This is a genomic window from Serratia inhibens, from assembly GCF_003591175.1.
GTDB lineage: Bacteria > Pseudomonadota > Gammaproteobacteria > Enterobacterales > Enterobacteriaceae > Serratia > Serratia inhibens.
The window spans coordinates 124,992-151,943 of record NZ_QYYG01000002.1; the positions used below are offsets into that span (position 1 = coordinate 124,992).

At 56.0% G+C, this 26,952-nt stretch carries 22 protein-coding genes; 8 read left to right on the forward strand and 14 right to left on the reverse strand.

Annotated features, from left to right (window positions below; all coding sequences use genetic code 11):
* Positions 1–188: 188 nt before the first annotated feature.
* Entirely contained in the window at positions 189–1,289 is a 1,101-nt protein-coding gene (gene chaA, locus D4100_RS09570) for a sodium-potassium/proton antiporter ChaA (RefSeq protein ID WP_006321358.1), read from the forward strand.
* Positions 1,290–1,346: 57 nt separating this feature from the next.
* Here the strand turns inward: chaA and lpxO are convergent, their stop codons facing one another.
* The 7 genes from lpxO to putP all read right to left on the reverse strand — a co-directional run bounded on the left by lpxO (position 1,347) and on the right by putP (position 11,394).
* On the reverse strand, positions 1,347–2,249 hold the full coding sequence (lpxO, locus tag D4100_RS09575; RefSeq protein WP_006321360.1) for a lipid A hydroxylase LpxO: 903 nt from the start codon (positions 2,247–2,249) through the stop codon (positions 1,347–1,349).
* Positions 2,250–2,486: 237 nt separating this feature from the next.
* Positions 2,487–3,272, reverse strand: coding sequence for a phosphate starvation-inducible protein PhoH (gene phoH / locus D4100_RS09580; RefSeq protein WP_004945903.1), 786 nt, complete (start codon positions 3,270–3,272; stop codon positions 2,487–2,489).
* 719 nt (positions 3,273–3,991) lie between these two features.
* Positions 3,992–6,139: a TonB-dependent receptor PqqU gene (pqqU, locus tag D4100_RS09585; protein WP_119804193.1), complete on the reverse strand. Its 2,148-nt coding sequence runs from the start codon at positions 6,137–6,139 to the stop codon at positions 3,992–3,994.
* A gap of 215 nt (positions 6,140–6,354) precedes the next feature.
* Positions 6,355–7,653, reverse strand: a complete 1,299-nt coding sequence (gene efeB / locus D4100_RS09590) for an iron uptake transporter deferrochelatase/peroxidase subunit (RefSeq protein ID WP_119804194.1) — start codon at positions 7,651–7,653, stop codon at positions 6,355–6,357.
* Positions 7,654–7,663: 10 nt separating this feature from the next.
* Entirely contained in the window at positions 7,664–8,794 is a 1,131-nt protein-coding gene (efeO, locus tag D4100_RS09595; RefSeq protein WP_006321369.1) for an iron uptake system protein EfeO, read from the reverse strand.
* 18 nt (positions 8,795–8,812) lie between these two features.
* A complete protein-coding gene (gene efeU / locus D4100_RS09600; protein WP_006321371.1) occupies positions 8,813–9,658 on the reverse strand; it encodes an iron uptake transporter permease EfeU in 846 nt (281 codons plus the stop codon).
* A 251-nt stretch (positions 9,659–9,909) separates the two neighbouring features.
* Entirely contained in the window at positions 9,910–11,394 is a 1,485-nt protein-coding gene (gene putP / locus D4100_RS09605) for a sodium/proline symporter PutP (protein WP_119804195.1), read from the reverse strand.
* 556 nt (positions 11,395–11,950) lie between these two features.
* Here putP and putA point away from each other — a divergent pair.
* The 3 genes from putA to D4100_RS09620 all read left to right on the forward strand — a co-directional run bounded on the left by putA (position 11,951) and on the right by D4100_RS09620 (position 16,714).
* Positions 11,951–15,922: a trifunctional transcriptional regulator/proline dehydrogenase/L-glutamate gamma-semialdehyde dehydrogenase gene (putA, locus tag D4100_RS09610; protein ID WP_119804196.1), complete on the forward strand. Its 3,972-nt coding sequence runs from the start codon at positions 11,951–11,953 to the stop codon at positions 15,920–15,922.
* A 166-nt stretch (positions 15,923–16,088) separates the two neighbouring features.
* Positions 16,089–16,271: a type II toxin-antitoxin system HicA family toxin gene (locus D4100_RS09615; RefSeq protein ID WP_006321377.1), complete on the forward strand. Its 183-nt coding sequence runs from the start codon at positions 16,089–16,091 to the stop codon at positions 16,269–16,271.
* Positions 16,272–16,300: 29 nt separating this feature from the next.
* On the forward strand, positions 16,301–16,714 hold the full coding sequence (locus tag D4100_RS09620; protein ID WP_006321379.1) for a type II toxin-antitoxin system HicB family antitoxin: 414 nt from the start codon (positions 16,301–16,303) through the stop codon (positions 16,712–16,714).
* Between the two features lie 32 nt (positions 16,715–16,746).
* Here the strand turns inward: D4100_RS09620 and tcyN are convergent, their stop codons facing one another.
* The 7 genes from tcyN to D4100_RS09655 form a co-directional block, all read right to left on the reverse strand.
* A complete protein-coding gene (gene tcyN / locus D4100_RS09625; RefSeq protein ID WP_119804197.1) occupies positions 16,747–17,499 on the reverse strand; it encodes an L-cystine ABC transporter ATP-binding protein TcyN in 753 nt (250 codons plus the stop codon).
* Positions 17,500–17,502: 3 nt separating this feature from the next.
* Positions 17,503–18,165, reverse strand: a complete 663-nt coding sequence (tcyL, locus tag D4100_RS09630; protein WP_006321381.1) for a cystine ABC transporter permease — start codon at positions 18,163–18,165, stop codon at positions 17,503–17,505.
* Positions 18,165–18,965, reverse strand: coding sequence for a cystine ABC transporter substrate-binding protein (tcyJ, locus tag D4100_RS09635; protein ID WP_006321382.1), 801 nt, complete (start codon positions 18,963–18,965; stop codon positions 18,165–18,167). The genes tcyL and tcyJ overlap by 1 nt, the downstream gene beginning before the upstream one ends.
* A 114-nt stretch (positions 18,966–19,079) precedes the next feature.
* Complete coding sequence (locus D4100_RS09640) at positions 19,080–20,072, reverse strand: D-cysteine desulfhydrase (protein WP_006321383.1); 993 nt, start codon at positions 20,070–20,072, stop codon at positions 19,080–19,082.
* A gap of 127 nt (positions 20,073–20,199) precedes the next feature.
* Complete coding sequence (gene fliZ, locus D4100_RS09645; RefSeq protein WP_006321385.1) at positions 20,200–20,709, reverse strand: flagella biosynthesis regulatory protein FliZ; 510 nt, start codon at positions 20,707–20,709, stop codon at positions 20,200–20,202.
* Positions 20,710–20,766: 57 nt separating this feature from the next.
* Positions 20,767–21,489, reverse strand: a complete 723-nt coding sequence (locus D4100_RS09650) for an RNA polymerase sigma factor FliA (protein WP_006321387.1) — start codon at positions 21,487–21,489, stop codon at positions 20,767–20,769.
* Between the two features lie 183 nt (positions 21,490–21,672).
* Complete coding sequence (locus tag D4100_RS09655) at positions 21,673–22,914, reverse strand: FliC/FljB family flagellin (protein WP_006321389.1); 1,242 nt, start codon at positions 22,912–22,914, stop codon at positions 21,673–21,675.
* A 281-nt stretch (positions 22,915–23,195) separates the two neighbouring features.
* On the opposite strand from D4100_RS09655, the gene fliD reads away from it, so the two are divergent.
* The 4 genes from fliD to D4100_RS09680 all read left to right on the forward strand — a co-directional run bounded on the left by fliD (position 23,196) and on the right by D4100_RS09680 (position 26,617).
* On the forward strand, positions 23,196–24,599 hold the full coding sequence (gene fliD, locus D4100_RS09665) for a flagellar filament capping protein FliD (RefSeq protein WP_006321391.1): 1,404 nt from the start codon (positions 23,196–23,198) through the stop codon (positions 24,597–24,599).
* Positions 24,600–24,626: 27 nt separating this feature from the next.
* The gene (fliS, locus tag D4100_RS09670) at positions 24,627–25,037 is read left to right on the forward strand and encodes a flagellar export chaperone FliS (protein ID WP_006321393.1); all 411 of its coding nucleotides are present in this window, start codon (positions 24,627–24,629) and stop codon (positions 25,035–25,037) included.
* Positions 25,037–25,405 (forward strand): flagella biosynthesis regulatory protein FliT, encoded by a 369-nt coding sequence (gene fliT / locus D4100_RS09675; protein ID WP_006321394.1) that lies wholly within the window; start codon positions 25,037–25,039, stop codon positions 25,403–25,405. Before fliS ends, fliT begins: the two co-directional genes overlap by 1 nt.
* 345 nt (positions 25,406–25,750) lie before the next feature.
* On the forward strand, positions 25,751–26,617 hold the full coding sequence (locus D4100_RS09680) for a helix-turn-helix transcriptional regulator (protein WP_119804198.1): 867 nt from the start codon (positions 25,751–25,753) through the stop codon (positions 26,615–26,617).
* The last annotated feature ends 335 nt before the right edge of the window (positions 26,618–26,952 follow it).

Consider the following 26,952-nt stretch of genomic DNA (forward strand, 5'->3'; position numbering starts at 1 on the left):
TTACCCGACACAAGACACAGGGTGTATCCTATTATTATTAAATATAAATATACCCAATGGATTTCAAACTGCGGCCAACAATGCGGCAGCTTGAAAGGCGCCGGGTAGACATTCTGGATACGCGAGTTGCCGTGCTGCGGCAGTCAGCGATGACGGGTCCACGCTGTTTGAGAAGGAGTACCATCAAAATGAAGTCGCAACACGATCCTGGCCGATCCAAATCCCGCCACACCGAGTACTCGCTGATTTTCCCGATCGCCGCCCTGGTAGTTCTGAATCTGTGGGGCAACACCAGCAACTTTCCCTTGATCGTCGGCATTAACATCATCGCCCTGATAGGTATTCTCAGCAGCGCCTTTAGCGTGGTGCGGCATGCGGACGTGCTGGCTCATCGTTTGGGGGAACCCTACGGCTCGCTGATCCTCAGCCTGTCGGTCGTTATTCTCGAGGTGAGCCTGATTTCAGCGCTGATGGCGACCGGCGACGCGGCCCCGGCGCTGATGCGCGATACGCTTTATTCCATCATCATGATCGTCACTGCCGGCTTGGTAGGTGTCGCGTTGCTGCTCGGTGGGCGCAAATTCGCCACCCAGTACGTCAACCTTGGCGGTATCAAACAGTATCTGATGGCCATTTTCCCGCTGGCGATAATCGTTCTGGTGTTCCCGAGCGCATTGCCGGGCGGCAACTTCAGCACCGGTCAGGCACTGTTGGTCGCGGTGATTTCCGCAGCGATGTATGGCGTGTTCCTGGTGATCCAGACCAAAACCCACCAGAGCCTGTTCGTATACGAGCATGAAGATGACGACGGTGACCCTCACCACGGCAAGCCTTCCTCACACAGCAGCGCCTGGCATGCGGCCTGGCTGGTCGTGCACCTGATTGCAGTGATCGCGGTGACCAAATTCAACGCCAACCCGCTGGAAGGTTTGCTGACCAAAGTGAATGCCCCGGCGCAGTTTACCGGTTTCCTGGTGGCGCTGCTGATCCTGTCGCCGGAAGGTCTGGGTGCCCTGCGGGCGGTGTTGAACAATCAGGTGCAGCGTGCCATGAACCTGTTCTTCGGTTCGGTATTGGCGACCATCTCCCTGACGGTGCCGGCGGTAACCATCATCGCCACCCTCACCGGCCAGACGCTGATCTTCGGCCTGCAAACACCGCATATCGTGGTGATGTTGACAGTCTTGCTGCTGTGCCAACTGTCGTTCTCCACCGGCCGCACCAACGTGCTGAACGGTACCGCGCACCTGGCGCTGTTTGCCGCCTACATGATGACCATCTTTTCCTGAATGACCGAGGGGCGCACTCTGCGCCCCTCTTCTTATACCGCCTTGCACCGCCCGGATTTATACCGCGAAGAAAATGCCCGCCGCGATCCCGCCAAACAGAATCCATTTAATGATGTAATAACCGGTACGGTTCCACGCCTTTAACCGTTTCCCCACTTTGCGCACCGCATAAATATACTTGAACAGCTTGTTAACGCCGCCGGTACGATCGCCCTCTTCGTTTGGCGCAGTGGCCGCACTCATCAGGTTGCGCCCCAGCCAGTGGTTGACGCTTTGCGCCCAGCGATAACGCATCGGCCGCTCGATATCGCAAAACAGAATCAACCGGTTTTGCCCGCTCTGGTTTTCGGCGTAATGCAGATAGGTCTCATCAAACATCACCCCTTCACCGTCACGCCAGCTGTAACGTTCGCCGTCGACTTCAATAAAACAGCGATCGTCATTGGGCGTAATCAACCCCAAATGGTAACGCAGCGAACCGGCGTACGGATCGCGGTGGCGCGGCAGGCGGCTGCCGTCCGGCAGTTCGGCAAACATCGCCGCCTTGACCGAAGGCAGGCCGCGCAGCAGCGCGGTGGTCCGTGGGCACAGGCTCATCGCCGATGGATGGCTGTCTTCATACCATTTCAAATAGAAACGCTTCCAGCCGGTTTTGAAAAACGAGTTGAAACCGGCATCGTTGAATTGATCCGAAGCCTTAATTTGCTGGATCGCCATCAACTGCTGCCCTTCATCGCGGATGGTTTGCCAGTTATCCCGCAATATCACCAGTTCGGGAAACTGCTCCGGCTGCAGGTAAGGCGTTATCGGCGCGCGCGAGAACAGATACATAAAAACGTTTAGCGGCGCGGTAAAGGTGGAATGATCGGAAAGTTGCCGCCAGAAGGTATAACGCACCCGACCGCGGTAATGGATATAGACCACACATAAAATAAATAAAATTAAAATAATATATTTCATGACTGAACCGCTGTGAGAAGCCCAACACCTGTGCGCCAAAGCGGCGCACAACGCAACTACTTCCGTTTGCCAGATAAAGCCTGGCAGCCATTTGGAACACCACTAATCATTAACGTTAATGCAACTAAAATCCATACAAAAACCTACAATAATTTACATGCAGAATTGGCGGACGGGGATTAGCGGCAGAATAAAGAAAAAGGCCGCCGAAGCGGCCTTGTAGTAGTAGCAGGCAGGTTAACTGTAGGCGTTGAGCGTGCGCTGGCACAAGGCGGAGCGGACGCAGTCTTGTTTATCAAAGCGGATGATACCGATCATTTCATCCTCCTCGAAGCGCTCCATCGCATCGCTGAGGCCGGACTTCACGCCGCGCGGTAAATCGCACTGGGTTACGTCACCATTGACGATTACCGTTACGTTCTCACCCAAACGGGTCAGGAACATCTTCATCTGGCTGGCGGTGACGTTCTGGGCTTCATCCAGGATAACGACCGCATTTTCGAAGGTACGCCCGCGCATGTAGGCGAAAGGCGCGATCTCTACCTTGCCGATTTCCGGGCGCAGGCAGTATTGCATAAAGGACGATCCCAAGCGGCGCACCAGAATGTCATACACCGGGCGGAAATAAGGGGCGAACTTCTCAGATATATCCCCGGGCAAGAAACCGAGGTCTTCATCCGCCTGTAAAACCGGACGCGTAACAATAATCCGATCCACTTCTTTATGTATAAGGGCTTCTGCCGCCTTCGCGGCGCTGATGAATGTTTTGCCGCAGCCGGCTTCGCCGGTGGCAAATATCAACTGCTTTTTATCTATGGCGATTAAGTAATGACCCTGAGCTTCGGTTCTAGCCTCGATGGGAGAGCTATCGCGCTTGTCTCGCGCCATGCCGATAGACTCAACTCCACCCATTTGTACCAGCGAGGTTACGGACTCTTCTTCCAGCTGGCGATGACTACGAGCGTCACGACGAATAACGCGTTTCGCTTCACGACGTGCTTTGATCACTGCTTTTTGTCTCATAGTGGCACCTTACAGTTTGTTTCACCTACCGCAGCGGCCTGGCCGCGCGATTATGTTTCACACACGGATTAGGTTTTGGCTTCCTTCAGAGCCAATAAAAGCCAATAGACGAAGTGAATACGCGGGCGTTGGTGCGCACCGTTTTTTCACGGAAGAACGCGGTTGCGTAATTAATTGTGGAGTAAAAAGTGACAAGAATTTGTCATGCCGGGAATGCGGAGTTGCCAGGAAAAGAGAGTCGGAGAGAGAACCCTCGTTACAACGAGAAATCAGAGAAGGTGTATTGTTTTTTCTTTCCAGCCCAACCAAGGACTTTACCATTAGCGATCCCCGCAGTGTTATTTACAGCTTCCGCTGTGCACCTTGTGAAAACTACCGCCAGATGATTACAGTATAATGACATTCAAACCTATCGCGTTGCTAAAATGTAAAAAAGTTTAATCTTTTTTGTTTTCAGATAACGCCAGAACACTATATCACGCTGTTTACGCCATTCCAGAGAAATTTTATCACCCAGCCAGATCAAATAGTTATGATTAAAAGTGGCGGATGACATTTTGGTTTCCTGATTAAATTTTACACAAACAAAAACGTGATTTTATCCGCAATGTTAGCGGCACGCCTTCCCCCTGGCGCTGTACTTCATTAATAAAAAAGGCGGGAAATCTCCCGCCCTGAAGGACTCAGTTTACTCACCCATCACTGGGCCGAAAATGCCTTTACTCGAAGGAGTAAGAGACGCTCACGCCACCACCCCAGTTCCTGCCCGGCGCCGGTTCGTAATAACGGCCGTTGCCTTCATTAACGATGACCGAGCCAACGTATTGGCGGTCAAACAGGTTGTCCACGCGGCCGAAAACGTTAAGCATCCAGTTCCCTACCGGGTAGCGGTAGCCGGTATTCAACCCCACAGTGGTATAGGACGGTGCCTGTTCGGTGTTTTCATCATTCACCTGAATGTCGCTCATATAACGCACCTCAGCGCCGGCATACCAGCCTTCAGGCGGGGCCCAGGCGAAGGAGGCGAACCCCATATTGCGCGCAATGCCCGGCATGCGATTGCCGCTTGGCACCTTATTATCCGCCGAGCACTGGCTGTCGCCGCACACGTCATCGCGATAGCGCGCATCCAGCAGCGTCCAGGCCAGTTGCAGCCGCCAGTCGTAGGCAAACTGCTGGTCCAGCGCCAACTCCAACCCACGCCGACGGGTCTGCCCGGCGTTTTTGTAGCTGGTGCGGCCATTGCTGCTCTCATCGACGACGATTTCATTCTTGGTGTCGGTCTGGAAAACGGCGGCGGTCAACAACCCGTTGCCGATACGCGTTTTGCTGCCAAATTCCACCGTATCGCTGGTTGAAGGTTTCAGGCCGAAATTGAGCCCGCTTTGGTCGCCGGGGCGATAGGACAACTCGTTGATGGTCGGGGTCTCGAAACCGCGGCCGGCGGACAAGTACAGATTCCAGCCGCTGCTGACGGCATAATTGAGGGAGCCGGCCGGCAACCACTGATGGTAGCTGGCGCTGCCGCTGTCATCGCCATTGCTGCCGGTGACATAGTGATCGTTGGAATCGAAATTGACGGTGCTGTAACGCGCCCCGGCATCCAGCGTCAGTTGCGGGGTCAACTTCCATGAAGTTTGCAGATAAGGGTCCAGATTCCACATCAGGTTGCGCTCGTTGCGGCGCAGCGCGCCCTGGGTGCCCAACTCGGTCACGCCGTTGGATTGGGTAAAGTTTTCATACCCTTTACGCTGTTCGGTCATGGTTTCATAGTCCAGACCGCCGGTCAGGGTGTAAGGCACCGCCACCAGTTCGCCACGGTGGGTCCAGCGCGTATCAATCCCCTGATAATGACGCGTCAGGTCAATCACCCCGCCCGGGTGCTGCGCGCTGCGCTGCTGTACCGCGACCGGGATCGACTGATACTGGGTGGTTTCGCGCTCGCCGGCGTACATCATGACACTCAGGTCATCATTAGCCCCCATCTGGCGTTCATAGTGCAAGCCGGCCTGGGTCTGCGAGGTGGTTTTGCGCGTATCGTATTGATCGGCTCGCGGTGCCTGGCGTGGATTGTCGTGCCATTCGGCAGACGTCAGGCCGCCGGGGTCGTTGGCATTGATATCCACGCTGTTGAACAGCAGCGTTAGCGTGCTGACATCGTCGATACGCACGCCCAGCTTGGCGTTGCCGAGGTTTTTTTGCGCGCCGCTGTGGTCGCGGAACCCTTGAGTGGTAAAACGGGTGCCGGAAATGGTGTAGTTAACGTCGCCGGCATGGCTGCCATCCCCGGTTGCCCCGCTGGCTTTAACCCCATAGCGCCAGGTGCCGTAGCTGCCAAAATAGCTGCTCGCCTCAAGGCGATTGGGCTGTTGGCCGGTTTCGGTTTCCACGTTCACCATACCGCCGGAGGAATTGCCGTAAAGCGCGGAAAACGGCCCGCGCAGCACTTCCACCTTGTCGACCGAGTTCAGGTCAATATTGGAGGTTTGCCCCTGCCCATCCGGCATGGTGGCCGGAATGCCATCCACATAAATCCGCACGCCCCGCACGCCATACATAGAACGAGAACCAAAGCCCCGAACCGATAGCTGCAAATCTTGCGCATAGTTCTGGCGGTTCTGAATTTGCAGGCCAGGTACGCTGCCCAGGCTTTCAGACAGGTTGATCTGAGGCTTGGCATCACGGATTTGATCGCCGTTCACCACGCTGACAGCGGCGGGGGTCGACAGTTCGGAAAGGCCGCTGCGTTTGGCGGTCACCACCATGGTTTGTTCGCCATCCTTGTCCTGCGCATAGCAGAATGACAGGGGCAATAAGGCAGGAATAACGATGGCGGACGCCAGCGTGTTTTTACGGGTGTTTTTCATCAGGAGAATGCCGTTAAAGGGATCGGGAAATCTGAACCGTCTGGAACAAAATGGCTGGCATGTTAATACTTTTAACAAACAAATGAAAACAACTAGCCATAATTAAAAACCCGGAGTCCCAGTTGCGCAAGGCCACTGAATATTTAAATCAAGATCGGTTCGGTGCGGAGGGCCGATGAAAAAAGGCGGGATGACCCCGCCAGATTGAATATTGACTAGGCTTTCAGCAAACCGCTGCCAAGATAATCATTGCCGTCTTTCACCCCCGGTAGCGCAAAGAAGTACCCGCCGCCAATCGGCTTCACGTACTCTTCCAGCGCCTCACCGTTCAGGCGTTTTTGCACCGTCAGGAAGCCTTTCTCCAGATCGGCCTGATAACAGACGAACAGCAGCCCCATTTCCAGTTGGCCGGAATTGGACACGCCTATCGAATAGCTGTAACCACGGCGCAATAACAGATTGCTCTGGGTCTGCGGAGTGCGTGGGTTCGCCAGGCGGATGTGCGCATCCATCGGGATGGTTTTACCCTCGGGATCTTTGGCGTAGTCCGGCTCGTCGTGCTCATGCTTCATGCCGAGCGGTGCGCCACTGTGCTTTTCACGGCCAAAGATGGTTTGTTGTTCCTGCAACGGCGTACGGTCCCAGAACTCGACGTGGAAACGGATAATCCGCAGCGCCTGGTAACTGCCGCCTACCGCCCAGGCAGGTTCCCCGGCGTTATCCGCCACCCACACCACCTGATCCATCAGCGGCTTGTCGCCGGTTTTCGGGTTGGCGGTGCCGTCTTTAAAGCCCAGCAGGTTGATCGGCGTTTCTTTGCCTTTGCTGCGCGCGGCATGGGCGGAAATAAAGCCTTCCCGCTTCCAGCGCACGCTGAGCAAGTCCGGCGAATGCTTGATGATATCGCGCAGCGCGTGGATAACCGTTTCATTGGTGTTGGCGCAAATTTGCAACACCAGATCGCCATGACACAGGCTGGCGTCCAGCGAGTCATTGGGAAAGCGCGTCATCTTTTGCAGCCGCAGCGGTTTCTGCGCCTGCAGGCCAAAACGTTCGTCAAACAGCGAAGTCCCCACCGACACGGTGATGGTCAGGTTGTCCGGATAAATCTCCGGCCCCATGATGCCCGAATCGAGCGGCGGCAGCTTGGGATCAACCTCCGGCGCCTTGCCGCCGCTGGTCAGAAACGCAATGCGGTTGGTCAGCAAGCGGAACAGACGCTCCAGATCCTGCTTGTTGCTTGCCAGCACGTCAAAGGCCACCAGCATCATCGCCGCCTGCTGCGATGTGAGGATCCCGCCCTGATGCATGCCATAGAACGGCTGTTTCTGCCAGCGCTCGTCCTGCGGCGACGCCGGCGCATCGGCGCCCTTCTCCGTTGCCTGCGTCAAACGGCTGCTGCCCAGCGCCAGAACACCCAGCCCCAAACCCTGCAGCAAACGACGGCGCGACGGTGACGCCGCGCCTGTTGATTGCGGATGCGGCCCGTTGTTCGGGCCGATCTTGTTACTCATAGTGCTTGCCTCAATCCAGACCCAATACGCCACGCAGTTGTGACAGGTCTTCCGCCAGGGTAGTGATCGGCCCTTTCATTGCGTTACGGTCGGCGTCGGTCAGCTTCTCGTAAGACTCATAGCCGTCTTTGGTTTTGTATTTTGCCAAAATGCCATCAACGGTTTTGAAGTTGGCGTCAATCTTGTCAAGCAAGGGTTTGTTGGCTTTAACCAGCAGCGGACGCAGCAGGTTAACGATTTTTTGCGCACCGTCGACGTTGGCCTGGAAATCCCACAGATCGGTACGGCTGTAACGGTCTTCTTCACCGCTGATTTTGCTCGCCGCCACTTCCTCGATCAGGCCGGCCGCACCCCCCACCACCTTGCTTGGCGGGAAAGTCAGATCGTTCACGCGCTTTTGCAATTCAACGGTGTCGTTGTAAAGGCGATCGGCGTATTTGCTCATGTCTTTGGTGGTGTTGTCGGCAAACAGCGCTTTCTCCAGACGGTGGAAACCGGTGAAGTTCGGATCTTCGGCTTTCTTCTCGTAGTCGTCTTCGCGGGCGTCAATGCTGCCGTCCAGATCGGAGAACAGTTCGGCGATCGGCTCAATACGCTCGTAGTGCTGGCGGGTCGGCGCATACAGTTTGCGCGCTTGCGCGACATCGCCGGCTTTGACCGCGTCGGTGAACAACTTGGTCTGCTTGACCAGCCCTTCCACTTCTTTAGTGACGTAAACCTTGTACTCGGCAATCGGCCCAACCAGATCCAGCGCGCTAGGTTTGCCATCGGTAGCCGCACCCGCCGTAACGGTCAGTTTGCCTTTCGGGTTGCTGAGCAGCCCGCAGGTCATATCGTACTCGCCCGCTTCCAGATTGGCGGTCATCTTCTGGGTGAAGCCCGGTGCAATGTTTTCGCGCTCTTCCACCACCATCACCCCTTTCAGGATTTCCCATTCCACGTTTTTCTGGCTGGTGTTGTGCACCACAAACTGGGTTTTGCCGGCCGGCACGGTCAGTTGCATCGGCTCGCACTGCTTGTCGTTAACGGTAATCTTCACCTGCGGCACGTCCGCCGCCAGGGCATCGATGCTCAGCGCAAACGCCGGGATAGCCAGTAATGCTGCGTGCAACGCCTTGCGGCGGAATAACGGAGTAGACATACAAGATTCCCTATTAAATTAGTGATTGATTTTACGTTGCGCCGAAACCGCTGCCGGTTCCGCACGCTGCGGCAGGAAAAAGAAAATCAGCGCCGGGATCAGATACAGGAAATAGACCGCCACTTCGCTCACCGTCGGCGCTTCCTGGTAACCGAAGATGCCTTCGAGCAGGGTGCCAAACAGTGAATGGGTGGACAGATGGTTGCTGAGATCAAACGCGATATCCTGGAAATGGTTCCACAGCCCGGCTTCGTGGAAAGCGCGGATCGCCCCGGCGGCCAGGCCGGCGGCAACGAACAGGATAAACAGGCTGGTCCATTTGAAAAATTTGGCCAGGTGCAGCTTCACGCCGCCCCAGTAGAGAGCCATGCCGAGCACGATGGCGGCGACCAGGCCGAGCACCGCGCCAATCGGCGCTTCAATACCGACGTCCTGCTGGAAGGCCGCCAGCAGGAAAAACACCGACTCCAGCCCTTCGCGGGCCACGGCGAAGAACACCATCGCCACCAGCGCCCAGCCCTGTCCTTTGCCGGAATTGAGCGCGCTGTCGATAGCGCCCTCCAGATGCACCTTGACCGACTTGGAGACCTTACGCATCCAAAACACCATATAGGTGAGGATCAGCACCGCAATCACCGCGACGATGCCTTCGAACAGTTCCTGCTGTTTCTGCGGGAATTCGCCAGTGGTTTCATTAATGAAGATGCCGAGCGCCAGGCACAGGGCAGCGGCGACAATCACCCCTATCCACACCACGCCGAGCCATTGACCGCGCTGGGTGCGTTTCAGGTAGCTGGCGATCAGGCTGACGATCAGCGCAGCCTCCAGCCCCTCTCGGAACATGATAAGGAAGGGAACAAACATGAGTAATAACCCCTAAAAAGGCTTCTGCCGCGAAGCGTCCGCACGCCGGGAATGGCCGCAGCGCCAATGTAAAGAAAAGTAAAACACAACGATAGTGATTATCATTCTGCCAAAAAGAAATACAAGGGGAGCAAGGGTGATTTTTTCTAATCAAATGTCGCGAGGTGTTTCCGGCAGGTGACAAAAATCGAGAAAGTGAAAAATGACAAAGGGCGCATTAAGCGCCCTTTAAGACTCGTGGTACGAGCGGGTTAAACCGTTTTGAACTCAGCTTCGGCCTTGTCGAAACGTTCGGTCATGGTGGCTGAAGGTTGGCGGCCCATCAGGCTCACCACCACAATGGCGATACAGCCAAACAGGAAGCCCGGGATGATTTCATACAGATCCAACCAGGCGAAGTGTTTCCAGACAATCACCGTCGCAGCACCTACCAGCATGCCGGCCAACGCGCCGTTGCGGGTCATGCGTGACCACATCACCGAGATCAGCACTACCGGGCCAAAGGCGGCGCCGAAGCCGGCCCAGGCATAGCTTACCAGGCCCAGTACGCGGTTTTCCGGGTTGGCGGCCAACGCGATCGCCACCAGCGCCACGACCAGCACCATGATGCGGCCGACCCACACCAACTCGCGTTGGCTGGCGCCCTTACGCAGGAAAGCCTTGTACAGGTCTTCGGTAATCGCGCTTGAACACACCAGCAATTGGCAGCTCAGGGTACTCATCACCGCCGCCAGGATCGCCGACAGCAGAATGCCCGCCACCCATGGGTTGAACAAAATCATCGCCAGCTCGATAAACACGCGCTCGCCGTTTTGCGACACGTTACCCGCCTGATCCGGGTTGTTGGCGAAGTAGGCAATACCGAAGAAACCTACGGCAATGGTGCCCGCCAGGCACAGGATCATCCAGGTCATACTGATGCGGCGTGCGCTGCGTATGGTGCGGTGGGAATCTGCCGCCATGAAACGCGCCAGGATGTGCGGCTGGCCGAAGTAACCCAATCCCCAACCCAGCAGCGAAAGGATAGCCACAAAATTCAGGCCTTTCAGCATGTCGATGTTGGCCGGGTTCTTCGCTTCAATCACCAGCATTGAAGTATCGATACCGCCTACCGCCAGGATCACGAACACCGGCGTCAGGATCAGCGCGAAAATCATCAGGCTGGCCTGCACGGTATCGGTCCAGCTTACCGCCAGGAATCCACCGATAAAGGTATAGAGAATGGTGGCTGCCGCACCGGCCCACAGCGCCGTTTCGTAACTCATGCCAAAGGTGCTTTCAAACAAGCGCGCACCGGCCACGATGCCGGATGCACAGTAAATGGTGAAGAATACCAGGATGACAATGGCAGAGATCACCCGCAGCAACTTGCTCTTGTCTTCAAAGCGGCTGGTGAAATAGTCCGGCAACGTCAGGGCGTTATTATTGGCTTCGGTATGCACACGCAGCCGCCCCGCTACCAGCTTCCAGTTGAGGTAAGCGCCGATCGTCAGGCCAATGGCAATCCAGCTTTCCGAGATGCCGGACAGGAAAATGGCGCCCGGCAGGCCCATCAACAACCAGCCACTCATATCCGATGCACCTGCGGAGAGCGCAGTCACTACGCTGCCCAGGCTGCGGCCGCCCAGAATATAGTCGTCGAAGTTATTGGTTGCCCGGTAGGCAAGCAAGCCGATTAACACCATCCCGAAGATATACACCAGGAAGGTCACCAGCATAGGTGTGCTCATTGTCATGAAATTCTCCACTCTCATTATTATTTCGCGCTGTATTGCGATATTTGCTACTTGCCGATCCGCCGGAACGAGGCGAAATGGCGAACAGGCCGCGAGTGAAAATAGTTTCCTCCCGCAATTGTCTGACCGCCGGCTATCCTAGATGACCTGTTCGTTATCCAACAAGACATTTAACAACAAAGTTACACAAAGTTTACCCTGCGTCACATTTAACCACTTTTACGGTTGCACCGCTCACTCCCAAATCAAGTTGCACCTCCAGCAACCCTGCATTTACCCCTTATATTTCTGGGGATAACGAACTCATACAGCCAACCTCTGTACTCTTTGGCAGAGAACCAGCAAGAATCGTGCCGGTTACCGATGTTAAAAAATCGATGGAACTCACACTTCGCTCATCGGCCTGATTTAACAAGGTTGCACAAAGTTGCAACATGCTGGATATTGTCTGCATTCTTCACACCACATAACGCACGAACCTATCCCAACAGCCTATGTGGCCCGTAGTTTGTATAGCCTGATGGGATAGGTTCTTTAACACAGGAGTTGGATTGGCATGGGCACTACCACAATGGGCGTGAAACTCGACGAGGCAACACGCGACCGGATTAAAGACGCGGCACAGCGTATCGATCGCACGCCGCACTGGCTCATCAAGCAGGCCATTTTCAATTACCTCGAGCGTCTCGAGAGCGGTTCCGATATTCCTGAAATTCCAGCACTTGCCGCTGCGGCCCAGGCCGAAGCGGACGACATTATGCCGCAAGCGCCGGAAGAGTCCCACCAGCCATTCCTTGAATTTGCAGAACAAATTTTACCGCAGTCGGTCAACCGAGCCGCCATTACCGCCGCTTATCGCCGCCCGGAGACTGAAGCTGTACCGATGTTGCTCGAACAGGCGCGATTACCTGCCGATCTTGCCAAAGCCACCCATAAGATGGCTTATGACATCGCCGAGAAGCTGCGTAACCAAAAGAGTGCAAATGGCCGCGCCGGCATGGTGCAAGGTCTGCTGCAGGAGTTCTCGCTCTCCTCACAAGAAGGCGTGGCGCTGATGTGCCTGGCGGAAGCCCTGCTGCGCATTCCAGACAAGCCAACTCGCGATGCGCTGATCCGCGACAAAATCAGCAACGGCAACTGGCATTCCCACCTCGGTCGCAGCCCGTCGCTGTTCGTTAACGCCGCAACCTGGGGCCTGCTGTTCACCGGCAAGCTGGTGTCGACCCATAACGAAGCCAATCTGTCCCTGTCGCTGAACCGCATCATCGGCAAAAGCGGCGAACCCTTGATCCGCAAAGGCGTGGATATGGCGATGCGCCTGATGGGCGAGCAGTTCGTTACCGGCGAAACCATCGCCGAAGCGCTGGCCAACGCGCGCAAGCTTGAAGACAAAGGCTTCCGCTACTCCTACGACATGTTGGGTGAAGCCGCGCTGACCGAAGCCGACGCCCAGGCTTATCTGGTGTCCTACCAGCAGGCGATCCACGCCATCGGCAAAGCCTCTAACGGCCGCGGTATCTATGAAGGCCCGGGCATTTCGATCAAACTATCCGCCCTGCACCCGCGTTACAGCCGCGCGCAGTACGAGCGCGTGATGGAAGAGCTTTACCCGCGCCTGCTGTCGTTGACCTTGCAGGCACGGCAGTATGACATCGGCATTAACATCGACGCAGAAGAAGCCGACCGTCTGGAGATCTCGCTCGATCTGCTGGAGAAGCTGTGCTTTGAGCCGCAGTTGGCGGGTTGGAATGGCATTGGTTTCGTGATCCAGGCTTATCAAAAACGCTGCCCGTTCGCCATCGACGCGGTTATCGACATGGCACAACGCAGCCGCCGCCGCCTGATGATCCGCCTGGTGAAAGGTGCCTATTGGGACAGCGAGATCAAACGCGCCCAAATGGACGGGTTGGAAGGCTATCCGGTTTACACCCGCAAGGTCTACACCGACGTGTCTTACCTGGCCTGCGCCCGCAAACTGCTGGCGGTGCCGAATCTGATTTATCCGCAGTTCGCCACCCATAACGCCCACACATTGAGCGCGATCTATCATCTGGCGGGCAACAACTATTATCCGGGTCAGTATGAGTTCCAATGCCTGCACGGCATGGGCGAACCGCTGTATGAGCAAGTGGTGGGCAAAGTGGCCGACGGCAAACTGAACCGCCCTTGCCGCATCTATGCGCCAGTCGGTACCCATGAAACGCTGCTGGCATATCTGGTGCGTCGCCTGCTGGAAAACGGCGCCAACACCTCGTTCGTTAACCGTATTGCCGACGCCACGCTGCCGCTCGACGAACTGGTTGCCGATCCGGTCACCGCAGTCGAGGCCCTGGCCGCCAGCGAAGGCCAGATTGGCCTGCCGCACCCGCGCATTCCGCTGCCGCGTGAGCTGTATGGCGAGAAGCGCACCAACTCCAGCGGCCTGGATCTGTCCAACGAACAACGTCTGGCCTCGCTGTCCAGCGCGCTGCTCACCAGCGCCACCCAGCCATGGCGTGCAGAGCCGATTATCGACGCCGAGCTGGATCAGGGCGTGGAGCTGCCGGTGATTAACCCGGCCGAGCCGGGCGATATCGTCGGTTACGTGCGTGAAGCCACCGAAGCGGAAGTCAGCCGGGCGCTCGATGCCGCCGCCGCCGCCGGCCCAATCTGGTTTGCCACCCCGCCTTCCGAACGTGCCGCCATTCTTGAGCGCGCCGCGGAACTGATGGAAGGCCAACTGCAAAGCCTGCTGGGCATTCTGGTGCGCGAAGCGGGCAAAACCTTTAACAACGCCATCGCCGAAGTGCGCGAAGCGGTCGATTTCCTGCATTACTACGCCGGCCAGGTGCGCGATGACTTCGCCAACGACAGCCATCGCCCGCTGGGGCCGGTGGTCTGTATCAGCCCGTGGAACTTCCCGCTGGCGATCTTTACCGGCCAGATTGCCGCGGCATTGGCGGCAGGTAACAGCGTGCTGGCGAAACCGGCAGAGCAAACCCCGCTGATCGCCGCACAAGCGGTGCGCATTCTGCTGGAAGCCGGTATTCCTCAGGGCGTGTTGCAACTGCTGCCGGGCCAGGGTGAGAGCGTCGGCTCAGTGCTGGTCAACGATGCCCGCGTACGCGGCGTGATGTTTACCGGTTCCACCGACGTTGCCGGTATCCTGCAACGCAGCATCGCCGGCCGCCTGGATCCGCAGGGCCGCCCAACGCCATTGATCGCCGAAACCGGCGGCCTGAACGCCATGATTGTCGACTCTTCCGCCCTGACCGAACAGGTGGTGACGGACGTAGTCGCTTCAGCCTTCGACAGCGCCGGCCAGCGCTGTTCCGCACTGCGCATCCTGTGCATCCAGGAAGACGTGGCGGAACATACGCTGCAAATGCTGCGCGGCGCGATGGCCGAATGCCGTATGGGTAACCCGGAACGCCTGTCTACCGACATCGGCCCGGTGATCGACGCCGAAGCCAAAACCGGCATCGAACGCCATATCCAGGCGATGCGCGCCAAGGGCCGCAAGGTCTATCAGGCGGCGAAAGGCAATGCGCAGGATGAGAAAGAGTGGTCCCGCGGTACCTTTATCAAGCCGACGCTGATCGAACTGGACAGCTTCGACGAGCTGCAAAAAGAGATCTTCGGCCCGGTACTGCACGTGGTCCGCTTCCAGCGCGCCAATCTGGAGTCGCTGGTCGATCAGATCAACGCCGCTGGCTATGGCCTGACGCTGGGCATTCACACCCGCATCGATGAAACCATCGCCCGCGTCACCGATCGCGCCAAAGTGGGCAACCTGTACGTTAACCGCAACATGGTTGGCGCGGTCGTCGGCGTGCAACCCTTCGGTGGCGAAGGCCTGTCCGGCACCGGCCCGAAAGCCGGCGGTCCGCTGTATCTGTACCGCCTGCTGGCCAACCGGCCGGACGATGCGGTCCAGCGCACGCTGAACCGCCAGGACGATGAACGCCCGCTGGAGGCCACCGCGCGGCCGCTGCTGCTCAATGCCCACCAGGCACTCGAACAGTGGGCGGTTGCCGAGAAACAAAACGATCTGGTGCAGTTGGCGCAGCGTTACGCCGAGCTGGGCCAGGGCGGCACCGTTCGACCGTTGCCGGGCCCGACCGGTGAACGCAACACCTACGCCCTGCTGCCGCGCGAGCGCGTGCTGTGCCTGGCGGACAATGAGGCCGATGCGTTGACTCAACTGGCAGCCGTACTGGCGGTTGGCAGCAGCGTACTGTGGCCGGAAGCCGAATTGCAGCGCACGCTATACCGCCGCCTGCCGGCCGCGGTTCAGGCACGAATCAGCTTCAGCAAGGACTGGCAGCAGGATAAGGTGGAGTTCGATGCCGCCATTTACCACGGTGATGCCGATCAGTTGCGTACCCTGTGTGAGCAGATAGCCCAACGCAGCGGCGCGATCGTCTCGGTGCAGGGCTTTGCCCACGGTGAAACCAATATCCTGCTGGAACGCCTGCTGATCGAACGTTCGCTCAGCGTCAACACCGCCGCCGCCGGCGGTAACGCCAGCCTGATGACCATCGGTTAACCTTTAAAGAGGGATTGCAGCCGTTTGTAATCCACTCTGCTATCGCCCTCGCAAACCCTGCACCCGTGCAGGGTTTTTTATTGTCTGCACAAAAGCGGCACGCTAGCGTATTAATCTCGTTGCCATGAAGTGTGTATGGTGTGTATCATAAAGGGATGATAAGCGCGTGAAAAGTGCAGAACTGATCAGACTGTTAGAACGGGAAGGTTGGGTTTTAGAGCGGATAAAGGGAAGTCACCATCAGTTTAAACACCCGAGATCACGTCTGGTGATCACCGTTCCACACCCGCGTAAAGATCTGAAGCCGGGAACGCTGCGCCAAATCATGAGAGATGCCGGGTTGTGCTGACCCGGTGCCATGAGTTAACAGGAGAAATTATGTTCTACCCTGCTTATGTACATTCAGACCACGACGGCAGCGCCAGCGGTTTCTTCCCCGATGTGCCGGGCTGCTATTTTGCCGGCGATACCCTCGATCTCGCCTTTGCAGACGCCAAAAGCGCACTGGATGCGCATTTCGAACTGCTGAGCGAAGACAACCAGGCCATCCCGCGCCCACAGGCCGTTTCCTTGCATCTGGCACAGGCAAGCGACACCCTGAACGGTGGGCAGTGGCTGCTGGTCGATATCAATATGGATAAGTTCGATGGCCGGGCGGAACGTATAAATATCACCCTGCCGCACCGCTTGCTGAACCGCATCGATTCAATGGTGCAACAGCATCCCGGCTATGGGAGCCGCAGCGCCTTTTTGGCCGCAGCCGCCCGTAACGAATTATTGAAAGCCGGTTAGTCGAGAGTCAGGGGGCGAAACGCCCCCCTTTCTCATTGATTCAAAAACTTGTCGAGGAATTGCTGAGTACGCTGGTGTTGTGGGTTGGTAAACAGCTCTTTGGCCGACCCCTGTTCAACGATGCGCCCGTGGTCCATAAAAATGGCACGGTCGGCAACGTCGCGGGCAAAACTCATTTCATGCGTCACGATCACCATGGTGCGCTTCTCTTCCGCCAACGAGCGAATGGTGTTGAGCACCTCGCCCACCAGCTCGGGATCGAGCGCCGAGGTGGGTTCATCAAACAGGATCACTTCCGGCTGCATCGCCAGCGCGCGGGCAATGGCCACACGTTGCTGCTGCCCGCCGGAAAGCCGGCGTGGATAAGCGGATTCTTTACCGCTCAGCCCGACTTTGGCCAGCAGAGCGCGGGCACGCTGTTCGGCGCTGGCTTTGCTCTCCCCCTTAACGATGACCGGGCCTTCAATAATGTTCTCCAGCACCGAGCGGTGCGGGAACAAGTTGAAGTTTTGGAACACGAAGCCCACCTGCTGGCGCAACGCCCGCACCTGTTTCTTCTGTTTGCTCAACGACTTTGAACCGTCGATCTGAATATCGCCGACGCGAATGGTGCCGGAATCCGGAACCTCCAGCAGATTAATGCTGCGCAGCAAGGTGGTTTTCCCCGAGCCGCTTGGCCCGATAATCGCCACTACTTCACCGGCGCTAACCTCCAGATCGATCCCGTGCAGTACCCTTTGGCCGTTGAACTGCTTGATCAGTTGTTTCACTTCGATGGCACTCATGCGTTACTCCTGATCCTGGCGGTTAACATGGGCTTCCAGGCGATTTTGCAGTGCCGAAAGCAGGGTCGCCATCACCCAGTAAATCAACGATGCCGCCAGATACAGGGTAAACACTTCCAGCGTACGCGAGGTGATCAGCTGCGCCTGACGGAACAGCTCCGGCACCTGAATGGTCGCCGCCAGCGAGGTGTCTTTCACCAGGCCGATGAAACTGTTGCCGAGCGGCGGCAAAGCGGTACGCGCCGCCTGCGGCAGGATCACCCGGCGCAAGGTTTGCCAGCGCGTCATGCCAATGCTGGCTGCGGCTTCCCACTGCCCTTTTTCAATCGACGAAATCGCCGCACGCAGCGTTTCCGAGGTATAGGCCGCAGTGTTGAGCGACAGGCCAATCAACGCCGCCGGGAAGGGATCGAATTCGATGCCGAACTGCGGCAGGCCGTAATAAATCATGAACAGCTGGGCGATCAATGGCGTGCCGCGAAACAGCGACACATAAATGCGCGACAGCCACGACAGCGGCCATAATGGCGAAAGGCGCATCAGCGCCAACAGAAAACCCAGCAGTAAACCGAGCGCCATACCCCCCAGACTAAGCTGGAGGGTAAGTATCGCGCCCTTCAATAAAAATGGCGCTGAATCCAGCGCCAGTTGAATACTTTCGTGCATTATTTAGTTACGTCCGCGCCAAACCATTTCTCGGAGATTTTCGCCAGCGTGCCGTCTTTTTGCATCTCGGCAATCGCCTGGTCAATCGCTGCCAACAGTTCCGGGTTGTTTTTACGCACCGCAACCCCGGACGCCTGACGAGAGAACGCCGGGCCGGCTACCGCCAGCGTATCGCCGGTTTTCTTCACCAGATCCAACGCCGCCAAACGGTCAACCAGAATGGCGTTGATACGGCCAATGCGCAGATCCTGGTACTTGGTAGGGTCATCATCATAGGTGCGCACGTCAACGCCCTGCACGTTTTCACGCAGCCATTGCTCGTAGTTGGTGCCCAGGCCTACGCCGACCTTCTTGCCCTTCAGATCTTCCGGCTTGGCAATGGTGCCTTCGTTGCCCTTCTTCACCAGCGCCTGAATACCGGACACGGTATAAGGCGTTGAGAAATCATACTTTTTCTTGCGCTCGTCGGAGATCGTCACCTGGTTGATCACCACATCGATGCGTTTCGATTCCAGCGATGCCAACATACCGTCCCATTTGGTCGGGTTCAGCTTGGCCTTTACGCCGAGGTGCTGCGCCAGCGCGTTGGCGAACTCCACTTCGAAACCGGTCAGGTTACCGTCTTCGCCCTGGAAGCTGAATGGCGGATAGGTACCTTCCAGCCCGACAATCAGCGTACCGCGCTGCTTGACCTGCTGGAGCAGGTTGTCGGCGGCATAGGTTTGTGCGCTTAAACCGGCGGTCAACGCCACGCTCATCACGCCCAGCAGCAATTGACGACGAACTTTGGAAAAGATCATAAACACCCCATCTGTTGTTTATCTTTTTTGATATCAGCACTTTACCAGTGCGTTTGGTCGCACAAAGGAATATAACATTATAAATATAGTTCAAAATGGAATAACAAGCTGCCGTCACACCTGCGGATGGTAGGCAAACAGCGCCGGTGCACCGCCGGTGTGTATAAACAATATCGGGCCATCATCGCAAAAACGCTGTTGGGCGATGCCATCGATCAGGCCGGCCATCGCTTTGCCGGTATAGACCGGATCCAGCAATACCCCTTCCTGCTGCGCCAGCAGCTGTACCGCCGCCGTGCCCTCTTCGTTCGGCATGCCATACTGCGGCGCAAAATACTCGTCCCACAGTTGGATCGGTGCCAGAGCGTCAATGCCTAACGAGCAGGCCAGCGCTTTTTGAATCAGCTCAACCTTGGGTAATTGGTCGATCACTTTACGCGAAACCGTAACGCCAATCAGCTCCGTCTCCGGCAACAGTTGCTGCAGGCCGACCGCCAACCCGGCGTGCGTGCCGGCACTGCCGGAAGCCACCAGCACCGAGCTGAAAGCGACGCCGCTACGCCGGCTCTGTTCGGCAATTTCCAGTGCGCACTGCACATAACCCAGCGCGCCCAACGCATTGGAACCGCCCACCGGCACCACATAAGGCCGGAAACCCTGCGCTTCGAGACGCGTCGCCAGTTCGGCCAATTGCTGCTGCGGATCGTGCAACGCTTCGCACATCACTACCTCGGCGTTGAACAGCCCGAGCAGCAGACGGTTGCCGTTGGTGAGGTAATTTTCCGCCTGGGTGTCGATCGGATTTTCCAGCAATGCGACGCAGTGCAGGCCGAGTTTGGCCGCTACCGCCGCAGTTTGGCGTACGTGGTTGGATTGGATAGCACCGGCCGTCACCAGCGTGTCCGCCCCCTGCCGCAGAGCTTCGGCAGCAAGATATTCCAGTTTTCTCAGCTTGTTACCACCCATCGCCATCGGCGTGACGTCGTCACGTTTGATGTAAATTTCACGGCCAAGGTAGTCTGAAAGGCGAGACAGTTTTTCGAGCGGTGTAGCAGCGCCGACTAAATCGAGGCGCGGGAATTGCGCCAGTTGCTGTTGCAGATTCACAACGTCCCCCCAGGAAACAGGTATCAACATCCAAAGCATAGATTTAATCAGATGCAAGCTGATTAATCACTCTTTTTGATGAGGCGGGACAGGGTGAATCCCCGGCAGGCACGCCGGGGAGACGGGATCAGTAACTCTTCTGCCAGGCGATATATTGGTCGTATTTACGCAGGGCAATGCGGTAATTATTGTGCGCGGCGCTGGGCAAATCTTCGATAATACGCTGATGGTTATGGCTGCTGGCAAACTTGTCCGCCGGATAGTTGCGCGCCACCAGCATTTCGTCCAACCTGCGCAGACGCACCACGTATTCGCGGATCGTGCTGTGGCTCATCTCGGTTTGCTCAAACAAATACTGTTTGAAGGCCATAATATCGAAATAGCTCGGGTGGCTGTTGCAGGAAATCTGACTGCAAAAACGGCATAACGCGGCCAGCTCATTTTGCACATTCAGCCAGACATTATCGTCAATCGGCTGGTCCATGCGCGCAATGGCGTCTTTGTTGATGATCTTGCCTCGGAACACCAATGCCATGCGATCCAATAACTTACCGCACTGAGAACAATGGGTTTGGCTGTGTTTGTAATCTTTCAAATAACGGCTCAGCGGCCGCTTTTTCAATAATATTCCTGGCATAAGAGCTGTCCGGTTATCGCAACGGTAATCAGGTTGAAGAATAAGGGTTGATTCGCCTCAGTTTTCGGCCGCCAGACGGGCGCGTAGCCGCTTGATCGCCTGGCTGTGCAGCTGACTGACGCGCGATTCCCCCACGTCCAGCACGGCACCGATCTCTTTGAGGTTCAACTCTTCCTGGTAATACAGCGTCAGCACCATTTTCTCGCGCTCCGGCAACGCTTCGATAGCGTCGATCACCCGCTGGCGGAGGTTGCCCTCCAGCAGATGATGTAACGGGTTGGTCTCTTCGTGCCCTTCCAGCAGCGGTTCTGCGCTTTCGCCATGCTCTTCGCGCCATTCGTCGTAGGAGAAAAGCTGGCTGTTATTGGTGTCCAACAGAATTTGACGGTACTCATCCAGTGGGATATTCAGCGTCTGCGCGACCTCCACTTCACTGGCCGGGCGGCCAAGCCGTTGTTCCAGTTGCCGCATTACCTGCGCAACTTCTCGCGCATGGCGACGCACGCTGCGCGGCACCCAGTCGCGGCTGCGCAGCTCATCGAGCATTGCGCCACGGATACGCTGCACCGCGTAAGTGGTGAAGGCGGTTCCCTGCAGGGCGTCATAACGCTCAACGGCATTCAACAACCCGATTCCCCCCGCCTGCAGCAGATCGTCAAGCTCCACGCTGGCGGGCAACCTGACTTGCAGGCGCAACGCCTCGTGGCGCACTAACGGGACATAGCGCAGCCAGAGAGAATTTTTGTCCATCACGCCTTCGGCGGTATACAGATCGCTCACTATGTCTAAAACCTGCGGATAAGAGAGTCAGCGCTATTATCCGTAGGGGGCAAAATGCCAATCGGCTGAACAGTCGCACAAAACAGGCTTTATTTGCGCCATGCATTAACTTCCGGGCGCGCGACCATAAAAAAACCCCGCCGAGGCGGGGTTCTTTACGACAGGTTAATCGCGGAGAGTCGATTAACGCAGCAGGGTCAACACGTTCTGGGTAGACTGGTTAGCCTGTGCCAGAACAGAGGTGCCGGCCTGTTGCAGGATGTTGGCACGGCTCATGTTGGACACTTCGGTCGCGTAGTCGGCATCCTGAATACGGGACTGGGAAGCGGACAGGTTGTTCACGGTGCTGTTCAGGTTGTTGATAACAGAATCGAAACGGTTCTGTACCGCACCCAGGGAAGAACGCAGCGAGTCAACCTGAGACAGCGCTTTGTCCAGCACCGCCAGCGGATCTTCAGTTGTTGGCGTGGTGCTCATTTCTGCGCCTTTGCTGACTTTACCCGCAGTGTCTACGTTGGCTTTGAAGTATTTGGCAGTTGCGCCAGTGCCTTCCTGGATAACGTAAGATTTGCCGCTGTCATAAGACTTCAGGTTAGCCGCATCGGCGCCGGTTGCAGTCACTTCCTGCTTAACGGTGGTGGTCGCGCTGGTGCCGGTCAAACCGGTGGTTTCAGCCGCAGCGATCGCCGTGATGTCACCGGAAGTTTTGTCGACGGTAGCCAGGTAGTTCTTGCCGTCGGTACCTACCGCGTAAACGTCGCCGGTCGCGTCATCTTTGATAAAGCTGGCTGGTGCAGCACCGTTAGCCTGCTTGTTGGTGGTGTTGGTGATGGCGATATCTTTGCCGTTTGGTACAGTCGTTGCCGCGCCACCCACTTTGGTAGGATCGATGGAGGTCGCAACGCTGAACTTGTCCAGACCCAGAGTAGAAGAGTTGATGTTTTTCAGGTCGATATCGATAGTTTCGTTATCGTTGGCACCCACCTGGATGGTCAGTTTCTGGTCGCCGCTCAGCACTTTCACGCCGTTGAAATCAGTTTGTTCAGAGATACGGTTGATCTCCGACAGACGTTGGGTGATTTCGTCCTGGATGGACTGCAGGTCGCTGGAAGAGTTGGAACCGTTCTGGGACTGTACGGTCAGACGACGGATGTTTTGCAGGTTGTCGTTAACTTCGTTCAGTGCGCCTTCGGTGGTCTGTGCCAGAGAGATACCGTCGTTAGCGTTACGGGAAGCCTGAGTCAGGCCCTTGATGTTAGCGGTGAAGCGGTTAGAGATCGCCTGACCCGCGGCATCATCCTTCGCGCTGTTGATACGCAGGCCGGAAGACAAACGCTCGATCGCAGTGCCCAGAGAAGACTGAGATTTGTTCAGGTTGTTCTGCGCCATCAGCGACAGGCTGTTGGTGTTAATTACTTGTGCCATTGTATGCTTTCCTTACGAATCAGTTGCGATATTCGCATCACGGTTAAAAGGTTCGGGCTTCGTTGCCCACGGCGTCAACCACCGTCCCATCAGGTATCGGCCCTCCCCCTGCAACCTTTAGAAATTTTTTCTTTTTTTTTCGCTTTCCGGCAATGGCATAAATAACGCTGTTTTTCCTTCTTCTATTGCGCCATCGGTTTTTTATTTTTTCGGTAAACTTTTTCTCCACTGGGCCGATAAACGCGTAAAGCGAATAAAGTCATTATCAAGGAGAATTACGAATGGCATCGATCAGTTCCTTAGGCATCGGCTCAGGGCTCGACCTCAACGGCTTGCTGGACAAGTTGACCAAAGCGGAGCAGCAACGTCTGACGCCCTACACTACCCAGCAGACCAGCTACAACGCCAAGCTGACCGCTTACGGCACCCTGAAAGGCTCGCTGGAGAAATTCGATACGCTGAGCAAAGACCTGGCCAAACCGGATTTCTTTAATAACACCACCGCCAGCACCCACGATCAGTTCGCCATCACCACCAATGCCAAAGCGGTACCGGGCAACTATGTGGTCGAAGTTGAACAGCTGGCGCAGTCCCAAACGCTGACGACTCAGGCAAATATCAGCGATCAGACCACCGAACTCGGCACCTCCGGCGCCAGCGGCCGTACCATCAGCATCACCCAGGGCAATCCGCCCAAGACCGTTGATATCCCTTTGAGTGACGATCAAACCTCGCTGCTGGAAATGCGCGATGCCATCAACGGCGCAAAAGCGGGCGTCAGCGCCAGCATCATGCGCGTTGGCGATAACCAATATCAGCTGGCGTTAAGCTCCTCGGCCACCGGCGAAAGCAACAAACTGTCGGTCAAGGTCAATAATGACGCTGCGCTGAACGACATTCTAAGCTACGACTCCAGCATCCCCAGCGGCGCAATGAAGCAGACTGTCCCCGCGCAGGATGCCAAAATCAAGGTTAACGGCACGGAGATCCAACGCAGCACCAACACCATTGCCGATGCCCTGCAGGGGGTGACGCTCGATCTGAAAACCAAGACCAAGACCGGTGAACCGCAAAATCTGGTGATCACCAACGATAAAACCGGCTCCGCCGATAAAATCAAAAGCTGGGTCGACAGCTATAACTCGCTGCTGGACACCTTTAATTCGCTGTCCAAATTTACCCCGGTGAAAAGCGGCGAAGAGCAGTCGGCGAAAAACGGCGCACTGCTGGGCGATAACACCTTGCGCGGTATTCAATCTTCAATCAAAAACGCGCTCAGCTCGGCGCAGGACAACCCGGAGCTGAAGGGGTTGGGCAATCTGGGGATCACCACCAATGTGAAAACCGGCAAGCTCGAGCTCGATAGCGAGAAACTGAAAAAAGCCATCGATGAGAAACCCGCCCAGGTGGCGAATTTCTTTGCCGGCAATGGCACGGATACCGGCATGGCGACCGAAATCCACAATGAAATTCAAAATTATATTAAAGCCGGCGGCGTGCTCGAGAATGCGACCAAGAGCATCAACACCAATCTCGATCGCCTGAATACGCAAATTACCCGCGTGACGGAAAGTATTCAGAGCACCATCGACCGCTATAAACAACAGTTTGTTCAACTCGATACCATGATGTCCAAACTTAATGGCACCAGTAATTATTTAAACCAACAGTTCTCAAGCAAATAAGAACTTTTTAACCAGGTAATAAATCGCATGTATAACCGTAGCGGAACTAAGGCCTACGCCCAGGTCAGTTTGGAAAGTGGCGTAATGAGTGCCAGCCCGCACCAGTTAATCGTGATGCTTTTCGACGGGGCGCTCAGCGCCCTGTTACGCGCACGCATTCTGATGAATCAGGGTGATATCGCCGGCAAAGGGCTGGCTATATCAAAAGCCATCAATATTATTGATAACGGTTTGAAAAGCGGCCTCGACCACCAGCAAGGCGGTGAGATGGCCGATAATCTTGCCGCGCTGTATGACTACATGAAGCGTCGCCTGCTGCAGGCTAATTTGCATAACGACGAAGCGGCGATAGCCGAAGTGGTCAAGCTGCTGGAAAACATTGCTGACGCCTGGCGCCAGATTGGTCCCAATTATCACCCTTCGCAGGACGCCGTCTAATGGAACGTCAACAGCAACTGCTAGCCGCGTATCAGCAAATTTATACCCTGAGCAGCCAAATGATCGCACTGGCGCAAACGGAAAGATGGGAAGATCTGGTCGAGCTGGAGCTGGCCTACGTTCAGGCGGTTGAGAAAACCGCCGACTTTACCGGCAACGCGGGGCCATCAATGGCGCTGCAGGAATTGTTGCGCAATAAGTTGCAGCAAATCTTGGACAACGAAAATGAGCTGAAGCGTCTGTTGCAGCGCCGCATGGATCAGTTGAAAGAATTGATTGGCCAATCGACGCGCCAAAGCGTGGTCAACAGCACCTATGGTCAGTTTCACGATCGCGCCCTGCTATTAGGAGAACCGCAGATCAGGTGACCCGGCTATAATAACGACATCTTATGGATGAATAGCACCATACGCTATTTTTCCCTAATTAAGTCAGGATATTAATCCATGAAACTTGAATTATTCACGACCATTATATTTCTCACCAGGTCCGCTGGGGTGAATATATTCGCCCCGGCTAACGCGGGCGCAGCATGCAGCGCCCCTGGAATACGGATAAATATCACTCCGACACGGACGTTTTCTGTTCAGCAGGAAATTGATTTTTGATAGATAAAACACGTCGTTGTGCTTCACAACGGATGGAAAAATGTTGCTCCAACGCCCATCAAAGCGTAAAGATATTCCCAGATAATGGCTGCGAAATGAATATCGATGGAACGTACAATTAATCTTTGTCCCGGGATTGGTGCCTCTGCGCACATCATTCAGCATACTGAATTATTATTCCCTTCAGTTTATTTTGAGCAACCTCATCTGTATCTGGTACAGCAAGGCCACAAACGCGTGCGCTGGCAACAGCATGAAGTGGTGGCCCATGCGGGAGAACTGTTGATTATCGACGGAGGACAAACCGTGGATATTATTAATGGCCTCTCCGATGAAGGCGTATTCAGTTGTCAATTGCTTATCTGCGATCCGCTATTGTTCCACCTGCAGCAAACTCCCGATGAAACCGCCCCACCGGCCCGGTTCGACGCGGTGTTGGCCTTACGCAACCTGCCCTGCGCGCTGATGCACAGCTTTGAGACCACCAGCCTGGCGCTGGCGCTTAAACAGCGTTTCCCTCCTATCATCATCCGCCACAAGATGCTGGAAATCCTGCTCTGGCTGAAGCAGTTCAACATCAGCTTTATTCATAACGAGGCGCGGGATTTGACGCAGCGAGTACGCCGCTGCCTGGCGACCGACCCGCATAACATCTGGACGGCGGCCAAGGTGGCGGAAAGTCTGTCGATGAGCGAAGTCGTGCTGCGGCGCAAGCTTTCGTTAGAAAACACCGCATTGCGCAATTTGATGATCGACGTGCGTATGAGCAGCGCGCTGACGCTGCTGCAATCTACCGATTGGCCCATATCCGCCATCTCTCAACACGTCGGATATGAAAGTTCCTCGCGGTTTGCCGAACGTTTCCGCAAACGTTTCGGCTTTGCGCCAACCGCCATTCGCGGGCATCAGCGGATCATGGAGCCCGGCGCGATCCAACCCTATCGCCTCAGTCTTATGGAGGCGCCGGAGTGATACCCGCGCCTGCAAATTAAATCGTTGCACAATGAACTCGCCGTTTATGCACCCGGCGTTAGCGGAAAACAGCCCGGTAAGATAGCATCGTCGAACCTTAATACCGCCAGAGGCGAATCAACGATGCTCAACGAAAAATGGCTGTTTTCCCTTGCCGTGTTGCTGATCGGCCTATGGCTGCTGGGTCTGCTGTATGAAGAAGACGCTATGCGGATGCTCTCGGGAAAATAAATCGGCAAGGCCACGCACAGTGGCCAACGACGCTTTAACTTTGTTTAATTAATACAGTGATCAATCCAACTAAAACGATCACTATTAACACACTGAACAATCGC

What these genes read in the sequence shown, in the direction of transcription:
- fliZ (WP_006321385.1), bottom strand. Translation starts at nt 20,709, where the DNA reads ATGCCAGGAATATTATTGAAAAAGCGGCCGCTGAGCCGTTATTTGAAA.
- efeU (WP_006321371.1), bottom strand. Translation starts at nt 9,658, where the DNA reads ATGTTTGTTCCCTTCCTTATCATGTTCCGAGAGGGGCTGGAGGCTGCG.
- fliT (WP_006321394.1), top strand. Translation starts at nt 25,037, where the DNA reads ATGGAACGTCAACAGCAACTGCTAGCCGCGTATCAGCAAATTTATACC.
- putA (WP_119804196.1), top strand. Translation starts at nt 11,951, where the DNA reads ATGGGCACTACCACAATGGGCGTGAAACTCGACGAGGCAACACGCGAC.
- fliS (WP_006321393.1), top strand. Translation starts at nt 24,627, where the DNA reads ATGTATAACCGTAGCGGAACTAAGGCCTACGCCCAGGTCAGTTTGGAA.
- D4100_RS09655 (WP_006321389.1), bottom strand. Translation starts at nt 22,914, where the DNA reads ATGGCACAAGTAATTAACACCAACAGCCTGTCGCTGATGGCGCAGAAC.
- efeB (WP_119804194.1), bottom strand. Translation starts at nt 7,653, where the DNA reads ATGAGTAACAAGATCGGCCCGAACAACGGGCCGCATCCGCAATCAACA.
- fliD (WP_006321391.1), top strand. Translation starts at nt 23,196, where the DNA reads ATGGCATCGATCAGTTCCTTAGGCATCGGCTCAGGGCTCGACCTCAAC.
- tcyJ (WP_006321382.1), bottom strand. Translation starts at nt 18,965, where the DNA reads ATGATCTTTTCCAAAGTTCGTCGTCAATTGCTGCTGGGCGTGATGAGC.
- putP (WP_119804195.1), bottom strand. Translation starts at nt 11,394, where the DNA reads ATGACAATGAGCACACCTATGCTGGTGACCTTCCTGGTGTATATCTTC.
- D4100_RS09620 (WP_006321379.1), top strand. Translation starts at nt 16,301, where the DNA reads ATGTTCTACCCTGCTTATGTACATTCAGACCACGACGGCAGCGCCAGC.
- tcyN (WP_119804197.1), bottom strand. Translation starts at nt 17,499, where the DNA reads ATGAGTGCCATCGAAGTGAAACAACTGATCAAGCAGTTCAACGGCCAA.
- chaA (WP_006321358.1), top strand. Translation starts at nt 189, where the DNA reads ATGAAGTCGCAACACGATCCTGGCCGATCCAAATCCCGCCACACCGAG.
- D4100_RS09680 (WP_119804198.1), top strand. Translation starts at nt 25,751, where the DNA reads ATGGAACGTACAATTAATCTTTGTCCCGGGATTGGTGCCTCTGCGCAC.
- pqqU (WP_119804193.1), bottom strand. Translation starts at nt 6,139, where the DNA reads ATGAAAAACACCCGTAAAAACACGCTGGCGTCCGCCATCGTTATTCCT.
- efeO (WP_006321369.1), bottom strand. Translation starts at nt 8,794, where the DNA reads ATGTCTACTCCGTTATTCCGCCGCAAGGCGTTGCACGCAGCATTACTG.
- lpxO (WP_006321360.1), bottom strand. Translation starts at nt 2,249, where the DNA reads ATGAAATATATTATTTTAATTTTATTTATTTTATGTGTGGTCTATATC.
- phoH (WP_004945903.1), bottom strand. Translation starts at nt 3,272, where the DNA reads ATGAGACAAAAAGCAGTGATCAAAGCACGTCGTGAAGCGAAACGCGTT.
- tcyL (WP_006321381.1), bottom strand. Translation starts at nt 18,165, where the DNA reads ATGCACGAAAGTATTCAACTGGCGCTGGATTCAGCGCCATTTTTATTG.